Raw genomic sequence first — 15,908 nt, forward strand, 5'->3', positions numbered from 1 at the left:
TGTTGTTTGATACACCGCTATCGCGAGCAGGCTCGCTCCCACAGGGGAACTGTGGTGGCAATTCTGGGGCTACTGAGATCAAGGGTGGGATCGAGTCCACTACGCCACTGTTCCCGTCGGGCGGCGATGCAGGCAAGATGAAGGCCTGCAAGTCAGAACACAGGAAGCTGATCGTGACCGAAGCGTTTATTGTCGTTCAAACCGCCGAACAAGCCGTGGATCGTCTGGCGGCCCTGCACGAGCGTGCGACCACCGCGCTGAACCAGGCGCTGATGCGTTATCTCAAGGACCGCGTCGAGCCGGATGCCGAGCAACGTGCGTTGTTTCGCTATCCGGCCTTGCGCCTGACCTATCACTGCCACGGCGAAGTCCCGCAAACCACGCGAGCCTATGCCAAGGTCCAGTTGCCCGGCACCTATAGCGTCACCGTCACCCATCCCGCCGCCTTCCGTAAATACCTGCTGGAACAGCTGGTCCCGCTGATGCACGACTTTACCGTCACCGTGGAAGTGGGCGTCAGCGAGCAGAACATTCCGTACCCGTACGTGGTGGAGCAGGGCGACGAACTGGCCGGCTCCGGCGTGACCGCCGCCGTGCTGGCGCGGGTTTTCCCCAGCACCGACCTGTCGGCCGCCACCGACGGCATCGCCGACGGCCTCTATGATTGGGAAAACACCGACCCGCTGCCCTTGGCGCTGTTCGACGCGGCGCGGGTGGATTTTTCCTTGCGCCGGCTGGTGCATTACACCGGCAGCGACTGGCGCCATGTGCAGCCGTGGATCCTGCTGACCAACTACCACCGCTATGTCGACCAGTTCATCGTCCACGGTCTGGAGCAACTGCGCAGCGACCCGCGCTTTGTGCGCATGGTCCTGCCGGGCAACGTGATCATCGACAAGAACATGGAGCACAGCGAAGCGTCGGCCATCGCCGCCGGCGTGGTCTGGCACCGCTACCAGATGCCGGCCTATCACCTGCAGACCAATGATGGCCATGGCGTGACCCTGGTGAACATCGGTGTCGGCCCGTCCAACGCCAAGAACATCACTGACCACCTGGCCGTGCTGCGCCCGCATTGCTGGCTGATGATCGGCCACTGCGGCGGGCTGCGGCAGTCCCAGACCATTGGCGACTACGTGCTGGCCCACGCCTACATGCGCCGCGATGGCATTCTCGACCGGGTGGTGCCGCCGAACATTCCGATTCCGGCCCTGGCCGAAGTGCAGATGGCGCTTCAACAGGCCGCGGCGAACATCACTGGCGAAAAGGGCGATGAGCTGAAAAAACGCCTGCGCACCGGCACCGTGTTGACTTACGACGATCGCAACTGGGAGCTGCGCTGGGCCCAGGAACGTCCGCTGATCAATCTGTCCCGCGCGGTGGCGGTGGACATGGAAAGCGGCACTATCGCTGCCCAGGGTTATCGCCTGCGGGTGCCTTACGGCACCTTGCTCTGCGTCTCGGACAAACCGTTGCACAGCGAGATCAAGCTGCCGGGCTCGGCCAACGCGTTCTATGAGCGCGCGGTCAACCAGCACCTGAAGATCGGCATCGAGGCGTTGGACCTGTTGCGCACCGAACTCAACTCGTTGCATTCGCGCAAGCTGCGCAGCTTCGACGAGCCGCCGTTCCGCTGATGCCCCGTTGAAGGGGATGGTGGTTATTTAACGGTCGGGCCACTAGCATGGTCGGCCCTGACCGTTAGATGTTGTATTCGCCATGCCCCGTCCTCCACGCCCTGCTTCCCGTCGCCCTGGCGCGAAGCTTCCAGCCTCCGCCCCGCGCCGTGTGGCCAAGGCCCCGCCGGCCGAGTCGAAGCTGATTCTGTTCAACAAACCGTTCGATGTGCTGACGCAATTCAGTGACGGTGAGGGGCGGGCGACGCTCAAGGATTTTATCGACGTACCGGGCATCTACCCGGCCGGACGGCTGGATCGCGACAGCGAAGGCTTGCTGTTGCTGACCAACGATGGGCAGTTGCAGGCGCGTATCGCCGACCCCAAGCACAAGCTCGCCAAGACCTATTGGGTGCAGGTGGAGGGCGAGCCGAGCGCTGAACAGTTGCAGCGTTTGCGCGACGGCGTGGAGTTGAACGATGGCATGACGTTGCCCGCCGAAGCGCGCCAATTGGAAGAACCGCAATTGTGGCCGCGCAACCCACCGGTGCGTTTTCGTAAAAGCGTGCCCACGAGCTGGCTGGAATTGGTGATCCGCGAAGGGCGCAACCGCCAGGTGCGACGTATGACCGCCGCCGTGGGCTTGCCGACCTTGCGCCTGGTGCGGGTCAGGATCGGCGACTGGACGATCGAGGGGCTCGATCAGGGCCAGTGGAAAGAAGTGCCGGCGCGTTTATAACGTCCCGGATTCGATCAGGCCGATCACCACGCTCTTGATAACGAACGCCGCCACGCCGAGGCCCAGCACGAAAAACAGGATGAACGAGCCGAAACGCCCGGCCTTGGACTTCTTCGCCAGGTCCCAGACGATGAAACCCATGAAAATGATCAGGATGCTGACCAGGCCGGTCATCATCCACTCTTCGAAAACAGCAGGATCCATCAGGACACTCCGGCGTGGACGGGGTTGAAAAGGCGCGGCGAGTATAAGGCATGGGGGGCGGGCACGGGATTGGCCTGCGGCGGTGTGTCGCAGCTATTCATCGCCTCAAGTTCACTGTTGATCGTTCCCACGCTCTGCGTGGGAATGCAGCCCGGGACGCTCTGCGTCCCCTCCAAGAGCCGAACGCAGAGCGTCCGGAGAGGCGTTCCCACGCAGAGCGTGGGAACGATCAATGCCACAAAAGCGGTCAGCTGCGCAGATGAGTCAACGGCAGTTCGGTGCTGTTAAGCACCTGGTTCAGCACAAAACTCGAACGCACGCTGGTAACGCCATCAATACGAGTCAGGTGCCCCAGCAGCAGTTTCTGGTAATGGTCCATGTCCGGCACCACGACCTTGAGCTGGTAGTCCGCGTCCATGCCGGTGACCAGGCTGCACTCCAGCACTTGCGGCAGGTTGCGGATGGCAGCTTCGAAGTTCTCGAAACGCTCGGGGGTGTGGCGGTCCATGCCGATCAGCACGTAGGCCGTCAGGCTCAGGCCCAGCAGCTTGCGGTCGAGCAGGGCGACCTGGCGGGTGATGTAGCCATCATCTTCCAACTGCTTGACCCGTCGCGAGCAGGGGGAGGGCGACAGGCCGATGCGTTCGGCCAGTTCCTGGTTGGAGATGCGCGCGTCGCGCTGCAATTCCGCCAGAATACTCAGGTCGTAACGGTCAAGTTTGCTCATCGGTCGGGCCTTTATCTTGATAATTGCGGTAGATTATCTATCTAGGGTTAAAAATTGCGCAAGTGATGTTTATTTCCGCAATCTTCGCAATCATCTGTCGGCACCCAAGGCCTATGCTTACCACCAAGATCACTGCTCGGACAAACAGTCCAGTGCAGCCCGCCCAATCAGGCCGGCTGCGGCCGCAGTACCCACCGGTACTGGCAGGCCCCCGAGCTGCACACTGTCCAGAAGACGGCGTGAGGTGAGCCGACGTCATAAGCGTCGAGCACGGACGAAATTTTCAAGGGGAGGCCGACGGGTCTCCCCTTTTTAATGCCAGCGAAATAAACCCCGTGGCTGATAACCTATCGCAGAACCGGCCTGGGCTTTTCCAGTCTTATCATCAGGCCCTGAACCGTTGTGAGGAATTTCATGAAGTCGCGCATCTGGCGTTTGGCAGGTGTTGGTCTGCTGTGGGCAAGTGTCAGTGCGCAGGGAATGGCCGACGATCAGCAAAACCGTGGCGGTCCGGACGGCGGTCGCGGGCAGGACGGGCGCGGCGGCAACGGCCAGGGTTATTCGGGCCAGCCGCGGCCGCAGAGCAACGAAATCATTCGCGGCGACAACAGTCGTCAGTTCGAGGTCAAGCCGCCGAATCCAGGCGCACAGCATTACGATCGTCCTGCGCAGGACCCTAACGCCCACGGTCGCCCGCCGCAGGCGCAACCCGGTAACAACCTGCCGATCCAGGGCCGGCCCGACAGCGTGACCCAGACTCGGGAACCGCAACCGGGGTATTACCGCGACATTCCTCGTCGCAGCGATGGTTATCCGAGCGGCGGGCCACGCCCAAGTCATGACAACCGTCCCGAACAGCATTGGCCTGGTCGGCCGGACGGCCATGGCAACGGCTGGGGCCCGGGGCCGCAATACCGCCCGGGTTATGTGATCGACCGTTTCCCGGATCGCAACTACCGCGTGCCCTATCGCGGCCAGGATTATTTCTATTCGGGTGGCTACTGGTATCGCCCGCAAGGGCCGCGTTATGTCGTGGTCGCGCCGCCGCGGGGCATCCGTACCCGTTACCTGCCCGATTACGCCAGGGAAGTGTGGATCGGCAGTTCACTGTTCTTTCTCGCCGCCGGCGCCTATTACATCTACGAAGCCAATACTCAGAATTACGTTGTGGTCGAGCCGCCCGTGGCCAACCCGCAACCTCAACCCCAGGGCAACAGCTTTGACGTGGTGGCCTATCCGGCCAACGGCCAGTCGCCTGAGCAGGTCAATCAGGATGGCTACGACTGCTATCGCTGGGCCGTGCAGCAGAGCGGTTTCGACCCGCGCAACTACACCTACCCTCCGGCACCGGAAGTGGTACAGACCTATCGCCAGGCCCAGGGCAGTTGCTTGAGCAGTCGTGGGTATCAAGTGACGTACTGAGGCTTGGTGAAGGCCGGGCGGACCCTGCTTCTTGTGGCGAGGGGATTTATCCCCGCTGGACTGCGAAGCAGTCCCAAAGCAGCCGACTCAATCTGTCTGGCACACCGAGGCGGCGGATTTCAGGGCCGCTTCGCGCCCCAGCGGGGATAAATCCCCTCGCCACAGGTTATGCGCTGGCGCGCTGCACCACTTCCGACGGATCGGCATGCACCAGCACTTCGGCCTTCGGATAGGCATGATGGATCGCATCGGCGGCCTGGTCGCTGATGCCGTGGGCCACTGACAGGGTCAATTCCCCCGGCAACTCCAGGTGCAGTTGCACGAACCAGTGGTTGCCGGAGATCCGCGTACGCAGGTCATGGGCGCCGAGCACGCCGGGCACGGCGCAGGCCAGTTCCAGCATGTGCTGGCTGACGTCGGGCGGCAGTTCCTGGTCCATCAGCACCGCAAAGCTTTCCCGGGCGATCTGGACGGCGCTCCACAGAATGTAAATGGCGATCCCCAGGCCGAACCAGGCGTCGAGCTGATACCAGCCGAATCCGGCCAGCACCAGCGCCACCAGGATGCTGCCGTTGAGCAACAAGTCGGAGCGATAGTGCAGCGAGTCGGCGCGCACGGCGTTGGAGCCGGTGGCGCGGATGACCCGATGCTGCAACGCCAGCAGCGCCAGGGTCAGCCCGAGGGAAAACACGATCACGCCGACGCTGAGCCAGGGCGCGTCCACCGGCACCGGGTTTTTCAGCCGCTCGAAGGCCTGCAAGGCGATCAATACCGCACTGCCGCCGATAAACAGCGCCTGGGCCATGCCGGCCAGGGATTCGGCCTTGCCATGACCGTAGCGATGGTCATCGTCGGCGGGGCGCAGGGCGTAATGCACCGCCAGCAGATTGAGCAGCGAGGTGACGCCGTCCAGTGCCGAGTCGGTCAGGCCGGCAAGCATGCTCACCGAGCCGCTCAGCCACCAGGCCAGGGCCTTGGCGACGACCAGGACAAGCGCCACGGCCACCGACGCTCGGGTGGCCAGGCGCAGCAGACGGGCGTGTTCGGTGCTGGTGGTCATGGTGCGGTCGTTCCTTCAATAGCGCTTGTCATGCGGCGGGTTTGAGACCCAGGGCAGCCAGTTGTTGCGCGCTGCCCTTGTGTTGGATCAGCCGAGGATCGTCCAGCGGGAAGCTGCGACCCAGTTCGCGTTCCAGGATCGCCTGCAATTTTTGGTTATTGACCGTGCCATCGGGGTTGATGGCCGGCTTGAGTTTCTCTGGCTCGATCTGGACACTCTTGCCCGGCTCGAAATAAATGGCGCCAGTGGCAAAGTCCACGGCGAACGCGATCAGGCCGGGGATGATGTAGAACAGCAGGCCGACGGCATCGAGCGCGGCAATCGCCGGGTCGATCTTGCCATCGATCTGGCCGCGACGGTCCGGGTAGAAGATCGAGCCACAGGCGCTGATTTGAGTCAGCAGGGCGGCGACCAAGACGCCACCGATCACGCGAAAGGGAATACGCATAGCAATCTCCTGAACAGGTAGAGGCGTTGCTGGTTGGAGTCCAGACCACGCTAAACAGTTCGCCGTTATACTCGGCCCTCTGTTTTGGAGCCAGCATGATTTCTTTGCCGATTGATGAAGTTTTACCCGCCCTGCGTCAAGCCTTGGCATCGCGCCACGAAGCCGTGCTCGAAGCGCCGCCCGGTGCTGGTAAAACCACCCGTGTTCCCCCGGCCTTGCTGAACGAGCCCTGGCTGGCCGGGCAGACCATCCTGATGCTCGAACCCCGGCGCCTGGCGGCACGGGCGGCGGCCGAGCGACTGGCCAGCGAGCTGGGGGAAAAGGTCGGTGAAACCGTCGGCTACCGGATTCGCCTCGACAGCAAAGTCGGGCCCAAGACCCGCATTGAAGTGGTCACCGAAGGCATCCTCACCCGTCGTTTGCAGGACGATCCGGCGCTGGAAGGCGTGGGGCTGCTGATTTTCGATGAATTCCATGAACGCAGTCTCGACGCCGACCTGGCGTTGGCCTTGAGCCTCAACGGTCGGGAGCTGTTTCGCGAAGACCAGCCACTGAAGATCCTGCTGATGTCCGCCACCCTGGAAGGCGAGCGCCTGGCCGGGTTGCTGGACGACGCGCCGATCCTGCGCAGCGAAGGCCGCATGTTCCCGGTGACGGTGCGCTGGGGCCGGCCGTTCCAGCCCGGCGAGTTCATCGAGCCGCGGCTGGTGCAGACCGTGCTGGACGCACTGCACGATGAAACCGGCAGCGTCTTGGTGTTCTTGCCCGGGCAGGCGGAGATCCGCCGGGTTCATCAGCAATTGGCCGAGGCCTTGGGCGAGGGCGGCAATGTGTTGCTCTGTCCGCTGCACGGTGAACTGGACCTCGCCGCCCAGCGCGCCGCCATCGACCCCGCGCCGCCCGGCCAGCGCAAAGTGGTGCTGGCCACCAACATCGCCGAAACCAGCCTGACCATCAACGGCGTACGAGTGGTGATCGACGCCGGGCTGGCCCGGGTGCCGCGTTTCGACCCGGGCAGCGGCATGACCCGTCTCGACACCCAGCGCATTTCCCGGGCCAGCGCCACCCAGAGGGCCGGTCGAGCCGGGCGCCTGGAGCCGGGGGTCTGCTATCGATTGTGGTCCGAAGACCAGCATGAACAATTGGCCGCGTACGGCAGCGCGGAGATTCTGTCGGCGGACCTGGCCGGGTTGGCCCTGCAATTGGGGCGCTGGGGCGTGACGCCGTCGCAACTGGTCTGGCTCGATGTTCCGCCCTCCGCAGCGTATGCCCAGGCCCAGGATCTGCTGCAACGCCTGGGCGCGTTGGAGGGCGAGCAACTGACCCGTCACGGGCAGGCCATGGCTGAACTGCCGGCCCACCCGCGTATCGCTCATCTGCTGTTGCGCGGCCAGGCGCTGGGGCTGGCGGACATGGCCTGCAACGTCGCCGCACTGTTGGGCGAGCGCGATATTCTGCGTGGCGCCGGCGCGGATCTGCACAGTCGCCTGGCCTTGCTGTCCGGCGAAGAACGAGCCGCGCGCGGCGCCCAGGGCGGGGTGCAACGGGCGCGACAACTGGCCCGGCAATATCGCGGTTACCTGCGGGGCAAGGCCGAAGAAGCCGTGGCCGACCCCGATCATCCGCGCTGGCTCGGCACGTTGCTGGCCTTGGCTTACCCGGACCGCGTTGCCCAGCAGCGCCGGCCTGGCGGTGCGGAATATCGCCTGGCGAATGGGCGTGCGGCGCTGTTTGCCGAGGCTGACAGCCTGATGAAACAAGCGTGGCTGGTGATCGCCGACCTGGGCAGCCGCCAGGGCCAGCGGGAAGAGCGGATCTACCTGGCGACGGATTTCGACCCGGCGCTGTTCGATTCGGTATTGGCCGAACAAGTACGCGTTGTGGATCAACTGGATTGGGACGAGCGTGAAGGCGTGCTGCGTGCCGAGCGCCAGCGCAAGGTTGGCGAACTGGTGCTCAGCCGCGAACCGCTGACCGGCCTGGATGAGTCGGCCCGTAGCCAGGCCCTGGTGAACCTGGTGCGGCGCAAGGGCTTGGAATTATTGCCCTGGACCCCGGAACTGCGGCAATGGCAGGCGCGGGTGGCGCTGCTGCGGCGCCTGGACCTGGACGCCAAGGGCGAGAGCGAATGGCCGGACGTCAGCGATAGTGCGTTGCTGGGCAGCCTCGAGCATTGGTTGATGCCGTATCTGGGCCGCGTCTCGCGCCTCAGCCACTTTGCCAACCTGGATTTGTCGAGCATCGTCCACAACCTGTTGCCCTGGCCCCTGCCGCAACGCTTGGATGAACTGGCGCCGCACCATTTGAGCGTGCCTTCGGGGTCGTCGATACGCCTGGACTACAGTGAGCATCCGCCGATCCTGGCGGTGCGCCTGCAGGAACTCTTCGGCCTGGCTGACACCCCGCGCATCGCTGGCGGGCGGCAGGTGGTCAAGCTGCACCTGCTGTCACCGGCGCGCCGACCGGTGCAGGTCACCCAGGACCTGGCGAACTTCTGGCGCAGCACCTATGCCGAGGTGAAGAAGGACCTCAAGGGGCGCTATCCCAAACATTACTGGCCGGACGACCCGCTGGTGGCGGAGGCGACGGCGCGGGTCAAGCCGCGTAAATGAGCTGAGGAAATTCAGGGTATGAAATACAAACTCTGTGGGAGCCGAGCTTGCTCGCGATAGCGGTGTGTAGATGAACGCTTTCCCAGGAGGCGTTCATCTACACACCGTCTTTCTCAAGAAACTTGCTGTAGCTTAAAAACATCTCGTCGCGTATCCAGCCTGCAGACTCATAGAGTGCCTGGGCGGATTGATTGGTCTTGGCAGTGCGCAAGTCCATACGGACTGCCCCCTGTTGCCTGGCATATTCTTCGGCGGCCATAAGCAGCTTTTTGCCTATACCCTGTTGGCGTACGTTCGAATCAACGAAAAGATCATACAAAGTGAAGATGCGCGCCGTGAAAACCGAGCAAAAGGTTGGGTAGAGCTGGCAGAACCCCACAATCTCTTTGGCGGCGTTCTTTGCAACGAACACCAGGGACTCACTTTTTTCAGTCCGTGCCCTGATATAGGCGGTCGCCCGCTGTAGGTTGGCATCCATCCTGTAGAACTGCCGATACGCATCAAACAGTACACCCACTGCTTCAACATCTTTCTGTTCAGCCAGGCGAATCTGGATGTCGCTCATGGATCACTCCTTGAAAGGGGTGTTCAGTCTGAGGCGGACTCAGAGCAATACCACCAAGACAGTCAGAGCGTACTGCTCGTGTAGGCCAGGCGTTATCCCAAACTGGCACGTTCTAGATTGCGACACAGGTCCACTGTGGGAGCAAGCTCCCACAGTTATTCTGCGGCGAGTCGTACTAAGGCGTTGCCGGCAACAAGAACCGCGCCAACGCCGGCAACTGGCCGCAACGCCTGGCGGGCAAACGTTCGACGCGGGGCTGAACCGTGGGCTTCACGGCGTACCGTTTCGGCCATGCAGGCGGTAGCCGGAACGTTGGCTCAAGCGTTCGTAATAGGCACTGACCGCGGGGAAGTCCGGATGAGTCAGTGGGGTTTCAAACCAGCGGTTCACTGAAAGGCCTATCGGGATGTCTGCCAGCGAAAACTCGCTGCCGCTGACGTACGCGCCCGTTGTGTCGAGTTGTCGATCCAGGATAGCCATGTGCCTGGACCATTGACGGCATCCTGCGGCCAGCGCGTCATGGTCTTGATGGGCGGCGCATTGCCTGACCAGCGACATAAAGGCATAACCCCAGGACTTGTTGAGGTCGGTGGCTTGCCAGTCGATCCATTGATCCACCCGGGCTCTGGCTTTTGCGTCTGCTGGATAAAGGTGCAGGGCGTTGTTCCGGTTCGCCAGGTACCTGATGATCGTGTTGGACTCCCACAGCACGAAGCCGTCGTCCTCAACCACCGGAACCATCGCATTGGGATTCAGTGCCGTGAATTCAGGTGTGTTCGTTTCCCTGAAACCAGAGCCCCAGTCCTTCCGTTCGAAAGGGATTTGCAACTCTGTGCAGGTCCAGAGCACTTTGCGGACATTGATCGATGAGGCTTTGCCCAGTATTTGTAGCATTCCATCTCCTTATAGTTGGTGGGGCACGAACTCCACACCTGTCGACGTTGACCCCACCGGGGTGAGACGTTAAACGAGAGCGGTCATTCAACTCAAGGTCTGTTTAAAACGATTGCCTGCGACTCGCTGGGAGGCTATTTTGTTTGATAATTGTAGGGCGTTTCTGTAGTTAAGCTAAGTCAAGCGCAAAAGTAATTCTGGGGAAGTGCCGGTCTATTTTTTTATTCATGTTTGAATTGAGTGACAGGATGAAAATTCCTGCCCGAAAGGGCAGGTGTACAGCGATAGGTAATTGGTTTTAAATTTAGTGTCATATAGTTGTTAGTGTTTATTGGTTGTGAGTGCAGTGGTCTCGCTGTTGTTAATGCTTGTTATTTATATTGTCAGCGTCAGGTCATAATAGGAGTCTGGTTAATGCAGGTCGCTATCTTTCAAGTTGATGCTTTTGCCTCTCAGCCATTCGCGGGTAATCCTGCGGCTGTTTGTCCGTTGGATTATTGGTTGCCAGACGAGCAGTTGCATGCGATTGCCGCTGAAAACAATCTGTCAGAAACAGCCTACTTTGTTAAGCAAGGCGATATCTATGAGCTGAGGTGGTTTACGCCGCTGGTCGAAGTTGAGCTGTGCGGGCATGCGACGTTGGCGGCCGCTTGGGTAATCTTGAACAAGTTAGGCGTAAACGCAGATCTTTTAAGGTTTTCGACGCGCAGCGGGGAGCTGCGGGTCCGTCGCTCCGGTACCGGGCTGACGTTGGATTTTCCAGCGAAAATCCCTGAGCGCTGCACACCGCCGTCCGAGTTGTTACCCGCACTGGGTTTGACCTCGGCAGAAGTCTTTGCAACAGACGACTTTATCGTCGTAGTGCCTGATGAGACGATTATCGAAAAGTTGACACCGGACTTCGCTCGCCTGAAGGGGCTGCCACTGCGGGGTGTGGTGGTGACCGCGCAAGGCAAGGATTTCGATTTTGTCTCTCGATGGTTTGGCCCAAATGTCGGGGTGAACGAAGACCCGGTGACAGGCTCGGCGCATACCTCATTGACGCCTTTCTGGTCGGGTGTATTGGACAAGCAAGTGCTGACGGCGCAACAAGGTGGGCTCCGAAAGGGGCAGCTGCGCTGTGAGATGGCCGGTGACCGAGTGCTGATAACCGGGGAGTCGGTGTTGTATATGGTTGGGGAAATCACCCTTTAGTGCTTGCGCAACACCCTTCGCTTGAGAAATACCTGAGCGTATTTCTCAAGCGATCAGCTTCGATTCTCCGCCGTTGATTCAGCTATAGCGCTCAATCAATGGAGCATGCCCAGGGCATAGGCTTTCATGGAAGCTTCTACTTTGTTAGTGGAGTGCAGTTTGCGCATGGCGTTGACGAGATGAAATTTCACGGTTCTTTCGTCAATGGACAAGATCAATCCCGTTTCGGAGTAGGTCTTGCCCGTTGCCGACCATTTCAAGGTTTCTACTTCCCGGGCGGTGAGGGACGCGCCAATTTCAGGGATGTAGCTGGGGGCAATAAAGTTGAGCATGGTGGAATGTGCGATATGGGCTATCCAGATCAGCTTTGCTTCTTTCTCGTTGAGTTCCGATGATGTAACCGGGCTGGCGGATCTGATCAGGGAAAACAGTCCAATCGTGTCGTGTTTTCCTCGGGACGGCGTACACCAGCCATGGACAAGTTTATAATGTTTGGCGTCTTCCCAGAAATGAAGATGCTCCTTGAATGTATCGGCAGACCAACACAGTGGCTGGTTTTCTGTTAACCCATGCTTTACAGTTTGGTCGATGCTGAAGTAGTTATTGTCTTTATAGGTGTTCTCCCAAGAGGGGGAGTAATTGGATGATAGATGAAATTGCGGACTGGAGATGGGCAATGGAAAGCGAATGCCGAGGGAGTATTGATCGAATTCAAAAGAGCGAGTGACAAATTCAAGCAGCGTAAGCAATTCTTCCTTGGATGTTACATTCATGAACAGAGATAGGTAATGCTCGCGCCAATCAGACATGTGTACTTACCAATGTTGAAGGGTGTAAGGGATGTGCCTGGGTCCAAAGTGTTGGGTTGTTGATGTTGTGATGTGCAAGGAAATCCATTTCAAATAATAAAAACTAATAACTAATCAGGGTGATGTAAATGCAATCCTTAGCCCCCGATCAGCTGGTACGTCTGTCTTATGCGGAGTTAAGCGGCTTGTCGTTTCAGCCTTCTCTCGCCTGGGTCGACACTAGCCTGACTGTCGAACTAAAAGAACTCGGACTGCCTGTTGCATATGCTGGATACAGTGAATGGGAGTGCCAGGGTTTCGTACCAAAATTGAGCATCGGTTGGTCTTGGTTTAAAGAAACTTTTTCTGGAAAGGCTCTTATAGCACCGGGCGGCATCAGTTGCAACATTATGTTACGTTCGCCCCGTGGGTATGATCTCGGGGCCGACATTACACAACAACTGCTTCTTATCTGGCTATCCAGGCAGCGTTTGAAATCGAAGCTGCCTGAGAGCTTAAAGTGTGGGTGCAACCCTGAGTTTTAGTGGTGCAACCATTGTCGTTAATGGTGCAACCTGATGTATTGATGGTGTTACAAATGTCGTAAAGAGGAAGCGCCGTTAATCACTGAGGTGGCAGTGGGGGTGCCGGTCTCCTTATTTTCGATTAAGACACAATTCTTTCTATATATAAGCTACCCCTGTCACTGTCACATCCCAAATTGACTCTCCAGTCAAACTCGCAAATGCCGGTTTTTCATGACAGCATCAATGTTATTCAGTGTCACCCCGGCTAAAGCTGGGGGCGCTTCGAATGGAATGCTGTCCCCCGGTGCGAGCCGACCATCCATCTCCGTTGGCTTTTCGTCAGTGACTCCACCAGTCGTCCGTAGGCTCGGGCCGGCGCATGGGATTTTGCTTCAGTGCGTGCACGCCTGGGCGTCGAAGGTGGCGTTATAGAGGCTGCCCTTTTGGGCAGCTGTTTTGTTCCGCAATCATGACTTCTAATCCAGGGAACTGGATTGGAAGCTGGTGTGGAATGTTAAATATAATAAATGGAACAGCGCAGCAACTTTCCTCTGAGCTTATTGCGGGGCTCGGACTCTTTCGCTACAAAATCTTTGTGGAAAAAATGGGCTGGCCTCTAAAGTGTGAGGTGGGCCTGGAGTCTGACGAGTTTGACCGCGACGACACCTACTATGTTATTGCTCGGGATAAAGCAGGGCATGTTTGCGGTTGTGCAAGGATGCTGACGACGAGCAATAACTATCTTCTTGAACAGATATTTCCAGGTCTGATGGGCGATATACCGCTGCCAAAGTCAAACGACATCTGGGAGTTGTCTCGTTTTGCCGTGAACTCGGAAGGTGCTGATGCTTCTACCTCAGGTCATTGGCTGGATACGTGTCGGTTAATGAAACAAGTGGTGTTAGTGGCCAAAAGACATAACGTTAAAAGGCTCATCGCTTTTTCTGCTGTCGGTAACGAACGACTGCTCAGAAGAATGGGGGCAGACGTGCATCGTGTGTCCTGCGCTCAGCTGATTGATGGTAAGCCGGTACTTGCATTCTGGATCGAGATTAACGAGCAAACAATAAGTGCCTTGTCTGCTTATTAAACTGGACGCTGGGTGACGATAAAAAACTGAGATTAAAGGATTAGCTATGATTATCTATCTGATAGGCGTCGCGCTGGCGGTGCTGGTTCTGGAACATATTATTCCAGGGTGGAAGCTACCCAAAGTCAGTACCTGGTTTTTTAGATCCATGACCCTCAACATTATTCAGATCGCGGTGGCGTTGCTGGCCGGGGTGTCATGGAACAAGTGGATGCAAGGTCACAGCCTGTTTCATCTATCTGCAAGCTATAGTCCTCTCGTTGCGGGTTTCATCGCGTATTTTGTCAATACCTTCGTCACTTACTGGTGGCATCGCTTTCGCCACGCCAATAACACCTTGTGGCGCCTGTTTCACCAGATTCATCATGCCCCGCAACGGATTGAAGTCTTCACCTCGTTCTATAAGCATCCCACGGAAATGGTCTTCAACTCGATGTTGGGCAGTGCGGTGGCCTACGTGTTGCTGGGCATCAGTGTGGAGGCGGGTGCCTTCTACGTGATGTTCGCGGCACTGGGCGAGATGTTCTATCACGCCAATATCAGAACCCCGCACTTCCTGGGCTACTTGTTCCAGCGTCCAGAGATGCACAGGGTTCATCACCAACGTGATCGTCATGAGTGCAATTACAGTGACTTCCCGATCTGGGACATGCTGTTCGGGACTTTTGAAAATCCCAAGGAAAATTTCGCACCTCAAGGCTTTTCCGAGAACAAAGAAAATCGCTTTGTCGACATGCTGTTGTTTAAAGACGTTCATGAAACACCAGCGGGAATGAAAATGCCTGAGATCATGAAGGAAGAGTCACTAGTCAAACGCGGGTGAGTAATATGTTTTTGAATATTGATTCACGCTTGAGTCGTGACCTGTTGAAATGCATAAATTCCGGTATTCCTCACGATGCGTTAAATGTGCCTAAGGATCCGGAGTTTCTCTCGGGGAGAATTGAAAATCTGCGCAGTCAGTACGTTGCTTTACGCAGGTCTTTCGGAAACAAGACGCTCCCGGTGAGTAACTATCTGTTTTACATGATGCTCAAGGACAAGTATTCAGAGTTTGAGTTTGAACTGCTGAATGCCAAGGGACGGGTGCTTACCAATATCCATGTGTTCAAGTCTAAAGGACGCATACCTTCGATAGCGTCGTTGCTCTTGTCGGATAACCACGTTGCGAAGTCCGCTGTCGAGCTGAAGTATACAGATGTGGAGCACATTGAATTGTACGGATCAGCCCTGTCGCAACTGTTGACCGCTGGTGGTCTGATGCCCCCGACGCAGGTAGCGATGGGGGGCGTTGTAGCGCAGATCAACCGCAGTAAGTCACTTGATCGGCCGTTGACCATTGTCAGTGCGATATGCCCGGATTATTCCTATGACATGGACGCTGAAGGCGCGCCCCGGTACACCTTTACCCACGTTGGCGAGCAACCAGGGCTGGCGGGAGCAAAGTTAATCAAAGCGGACGACGCCTTGAGCGACTTTTCGCGCGCTGTGGGTGTTCCCCTGGAGCATAAGCTGTTCGGTGGCGAGTTCGAATACATATCGTTTAACAAGAACGCCAGTTCGGTAAGCGCGCGTGATGAGTTTCTCGGCAAAGTCAATCAGCAATTGCTGACTATTGGCGATAAATTAACAGCGCCTGCGGCCGTTGGCTCTTTCTTTGAACTGTGTGGCGATGAACAGACTTGGCACGAGCGCCATCAAGCTATTCTGGAACGACTCCGTGCAGGGGATTATGGCCAGACGGGTTTAAACTACGAACAGATGAAGGAAATATTCGAGTCCAGACGGCCGCTGTATTCCAAGTGGTTTGTGGCCCAGAGTGATGAAACGATCTGGAACAACTTTCTCTCGCAGGCCGCTGAGTATGCCCTCATGGGAGGCATATTTCTTGACGTGTATAAAGAGTTTGTGGTCTTGGCCGTTGACCATTACAAGATGGAACCTTTCTATTCTTTCTTTGGTTCGGTCGCTGTTTTGTATGTGAAAACGGATTATCTATAGGCGAAGTAGGGAGGCTGCCAA

At 58.0% G+C, this 15,908-nt stretch carries 16 protein-coding genes; 9 read left to right on the plus strand and 7 right to left on the minus strand.

The genetic code is table 11. The features are described 5' to 3' along the window. Positions 1–137: 137 nt before the first annotated feature. Complete coding sequence (gene amn / locus B0E42_RS02575) at positions 138–1,637, plus strand: AMP nucleosidase (protein WP_161796662.1); 1,500 nt, start codon at positions 138–140, stop codon at positions 1,635–1,637. 151 nt (positions 1,638–1,788) lie between these two features. Beyond that, entirely contained in the window at positions 1,789–2,355 is a 567-nt protein-coding gene (locus B0E42_RS02580) for a pseudouridine synthase (protein WP_161798368.1), read from the plus strand. Here B0E42_RS02580 and B0E42_RS02585 read toward each other — a convergent pair. Then, a complete protein-coding gene (locus tag B0E42_RS02585; RefSeq protein ID WP_007937369.1) occupies positions 2,350–2,559 on the minus strand; it encodes a DUF2788 domain-containing protein in 210 nt (69 codons plus the stop codon). The two genes, B0E42_RS02580 and B0E42_RS02585, sit on opposite strands and share 6 nt — an antisense overlap. A 247-nt stretch (positions 2,560–2,806) precedes the next feature. After that, positions 2,807–3,286 carry an Lrp/AsnC family transcriptional regulator gene (locus tag B0E42_RS02590; protein ID WP_003185723.1) on the minus strand — a complete coding sequence of 160 codons (480 nt, stop codon included), beginning with the start codon at positions 3,284–3,286 and terminating at the stop codon, positions 2,807–2,809. A 414-nt stretch (positions 3,287–3,700) separates the two neighbouring features. On the opposite strand from B0E42_RS02590, the gene B0E42_RS02595 reads away from it, so the two are divergent. Next, positions 3,701–4,708 (plus strand): DUF6515 family protein, encoded by a 1,008-nt coding sequence (locus B0E42_RS02595; protein WP_077505548.1) that lies wholly within the window; start codon positions 3,701–3,703, stop codon positions 4,706–4,708. 166 nt (positions 4,709–4,874) lie between these two features. Here the strand turns inward: B0E42_RS02595 and B0E42_RS02600 are convergent, their stop codons facing one another. Both B0E42_RS02600 and B0E42_RS02605 read right to left on the minus strand, forming a co-directional pair. Further along, entirely contained in the window at positions 4,875–5,768 is an 894-nt protein-coding gene (locus B0E42_RS02600) for a cation diffusion facilitator family transporter (RefSeq protein ID WP_077505550.1), read from the minus strand. Between the two features lie 28 nt (positions 5,769–5,796). Continuing rightward, positions 5,797–6,216, minus strand: a complete 420-nt coding sequence (locus B0E42_RS02605) for a hypothetical protein (protein WP_053182066.1) — start codon at positions 6,214–6,216, stop codon at positions 5,797–5,799. Positions 6,217–6,311: 95 nt separating this feature from the next. Here B0E42_RS02605 and hrpB point away from each other — a divergent pair, with 95 nt between their 5' ends. Beyond that, the gene (gene hrpB / locus B0E42_RS02610) at positions 6,312–8,828 is read left to right on the plus strand and encodes an ATP-dependent helicase HrpB (RefSeq protein ID WP_077505552.1); all 2,517 of its coding nucleotides are present in this window, start codon (positions 6,312–6,314) and stop codon (positions 8,826–8,828) included. A gap of 97 nt (positions 8,829–8,925) precedes the next feature. Here the strand turns inward: hrpB and B0E42_RS02615 are convergent, their stop codons facing one another. Both B0E42_RS02615 and B0E42_RS02620 read right to left on the minus strand, forming a co-directional pair. Then, positions 8,926–9,393 carry an N-acetyltransferase gene (locus tag B0E42_RS02615; protein WP_077505554.1) on the minus strand — a complete coding sequence of 156 codons (468 nt, stop codon included), beginning with the start codon at positions 9,391–9,393 and terminating at the stop codon, positions 8,926–8,928. Positions 9,394–9,663: 270 nt separating this feature from the next. Then, positions 9,664–10,287, minus strand: coding sequence for a glutathione S-transferase family protein (locus B0E42_RS02620; protein WP_077505556.1), 624 nt, complete (start codon positions 10,285–10,287; stop codon positions 9,664–9,666). Positions 10,288–10,701: 414 nt separating this feature from the next. On the opposite strand from B0E42_RS02620, the gene B0E42_RS02625 reads away from it, so the two are divergent. Continuing rightward, entirely contained in the window at positions 10,702–11,481 is a 780-nt protein-coding gene (locus B0E42_RS02625; protein WP_077505558.1) for a PhzF family phenazine biosynthesis protein, read from the plus strand. A 95-nt stretch (positions 11,482–11,576) separates the two neighbouring features. On the opposite strand, the gene B0E42_RS02630 is transcribed toward B0E42_RS02625, so the two are convergent. After that, positions 11,577–12,290 (minus strand): autoinducer binding domain-containing protein, encoded by a 714-nt coding sequence (locus B0E42_RS02630; RefSeq protein WP_018604917.1) that lies wholly within the window; start codon positions 12,288–12,290, stop codon positions 11,577–11,579. A 128-nt stretch (positions 12,291–12,418) separates the two neighbouring features. Here B0E42_RS02630 and B0E42_RS02635 point away from each other — a divergent pair, with 128 nt between their 5' ends. From B0E42_RS02635 to B0E42_RS02650, 4 genes are all read left to right on the plus strand, one after another. Beyond that, the gene (locus B0E42_RS02635; RefSeq protein WP_077505560.1) at positions 12,419–12,814 is read left to right on the plus strand and encodes a DUF4902 domain-containing protein; all 396 of its coding nucleotides are present in this window, start codon (positions 12,419–12,421) and stop codon (positions 12,812–12,814) included. Positions 12,815–13,265: 451 nt separating this feature from the next. Next, positions 13,266–13,886, plus strand: a complete 621-nt coding sequence (locus tag B0E42_RS02640; protein WP_235862369.1) for an acyl-homoserine-lactone synthase — start codon at positions 13,266–13,268, stop codon at positions 13,884–13,886. 46 nt (positions 13,887–13,932) lie between these two features. Beyond that, a complete protein-coding gene (locus B0E42_RS02645; protein ID WP_053189907.1) occupies positions 13,933–14,709 on the plus strand; it encodes a sterol desaturase family protein in 777 nt (258 codons plus the stop codon). Positions 14,710–14,714: 5 nt separating this feature from the next. Next, a complete protein-coding gene (locus B0E42_RS02650) occupies positions 14,715–15,887 on the plus strand; it encodes a hypothetical protein (protein WP_077505562.1) in 1,173 nt (390 codons plus the stop codon). Positions 15,888–15,908 lie beyond the last annotated feature (21 nt).

Origin of the sequence: Pseudomonas sp. A25(2017) (assembly GCF_002001065.1) — a bacterium.
Classification (GTDB): Bacteria; Pseudomonadota; Gammaproteobacteria; order Pseudomonadales; family Pseudomonadaceae; genus Aquipseudomonas; species Aquipseudomonas kilonensis.

What these genes read in the sequence shown, in the direction of transcription:
- amn (WP_161796662.1), top strand. Translation starts at nt 138, where the DNA reads ATGAAGGCCTGCAAGTCAGAACACAGGAAGCTGATCGTGACCGAAGCG.
- B0E42_RS02590 (WP_003185723.1), bottom strand. Translation starts at nt 3,286, where the DNA reads ATGAGCAAACTTGACCGTTACGACCTGAGTATTCTGGCGGAATTGCAG.
- B0E42_RS02645 (WP_053189907.1), top strand. Translation starts at nt 13,933, where the DNA reads ATGATTATCTATCTGATAGGCGTCGCGCTGGCGGTGCTGGTTCTGGAA.
- B0E42_RS02585 (WP_007937369.1), bottom strand. Translation starts at nt 2,559, where the DNA reads ATGGATCCTGCTGTTTTCGAAGAGTGGATGATGACCGGCCTGGTCAGC.
- B0E42_RS02635 (WP_077505560.1), top strand. Translation starts at nt 12,419, where the DNA reads ATGCAATCCTTAGCCCCCGATCAGCTGGTACGTCTGTCTTATGCGGAG.
- hrpB (WP_077505552.1), top strand. Translation starts at nt 6,312, where the DNA reads ATGATTTCTTTGCCGATTGATGAAGTTTTACCCGCCCTGCGTCAAGCC.
- B0E42_RS02650 (WP_077505562.1), top strand. Translation starts at nt 14,715, where the DNA reads ATGTTTTTGAATATTGATTCACGCTTGAGTCGTGACCTGTTGAAATGC.
- B0E42_RS02595 (WP_077505548.1), top strand. Translation starts at nt 3,701, where the DNA reads ATGAAGTCGCGCATCTGGCGTTTGGCAGGTGTTGGTCTGCTGTGGGCA.
- B0E42_RS02620 (WP_077505556.1), bottom strand. Translation starts at nt 10,287, where the DNA reads ATGCTACAAATACTGGGCAAAGCCTCATCGATCAATGTCCGCAAAGTG.
- B0E42_RS02600 (WP_077505550.1), bottom strand. Translation starts at nt 5,768, where the DNA reads ATGACCACCAGCACCGAACACGCCCGTCTGCTGCGCCTGGCCACCCGA.
- B0E42_RS02640 (WP_235862369.1), top strand. Translation starts at nt 13,266, where the DNA reads ATGACTTCTAATCCAGGGAACTGGATTGGAAGCTGGTGTGGAATGTTA.
- B0E42_RS02630 (WP_018604917.1), bottom strand. Translation starts at nt 12,290, where the DNA reads ATGTCTGATTGGCGCGAGCATTACCTATCTCTGTTCATGAATGTAACA.
- B0E42_RS02605 (WP_053182066.1), bottom strand. Translation starts at nt 6,216, where the DNA reads ATGCGTATTCCCTTTCGCGTGATCGGTGGCGTCTTGGTCGCCGCCCTG.
- B0E42_RS02615 (WP_077505554.1), bottom strand. Translation starts at nt 9,393, where the DNA reads ATGAGCGACATCCAGATTCGCCTGGCTGAACAGAAAGATGTTGAAGCA.
- B0E42_RS02625 (WP_077505558.1), top strand. Translation starts at nt 10,702, where the DNA reads ATGCAGGTCGCTATCTTTCAAGTTGATGCTTTTGCCTCTCAGCCATTC.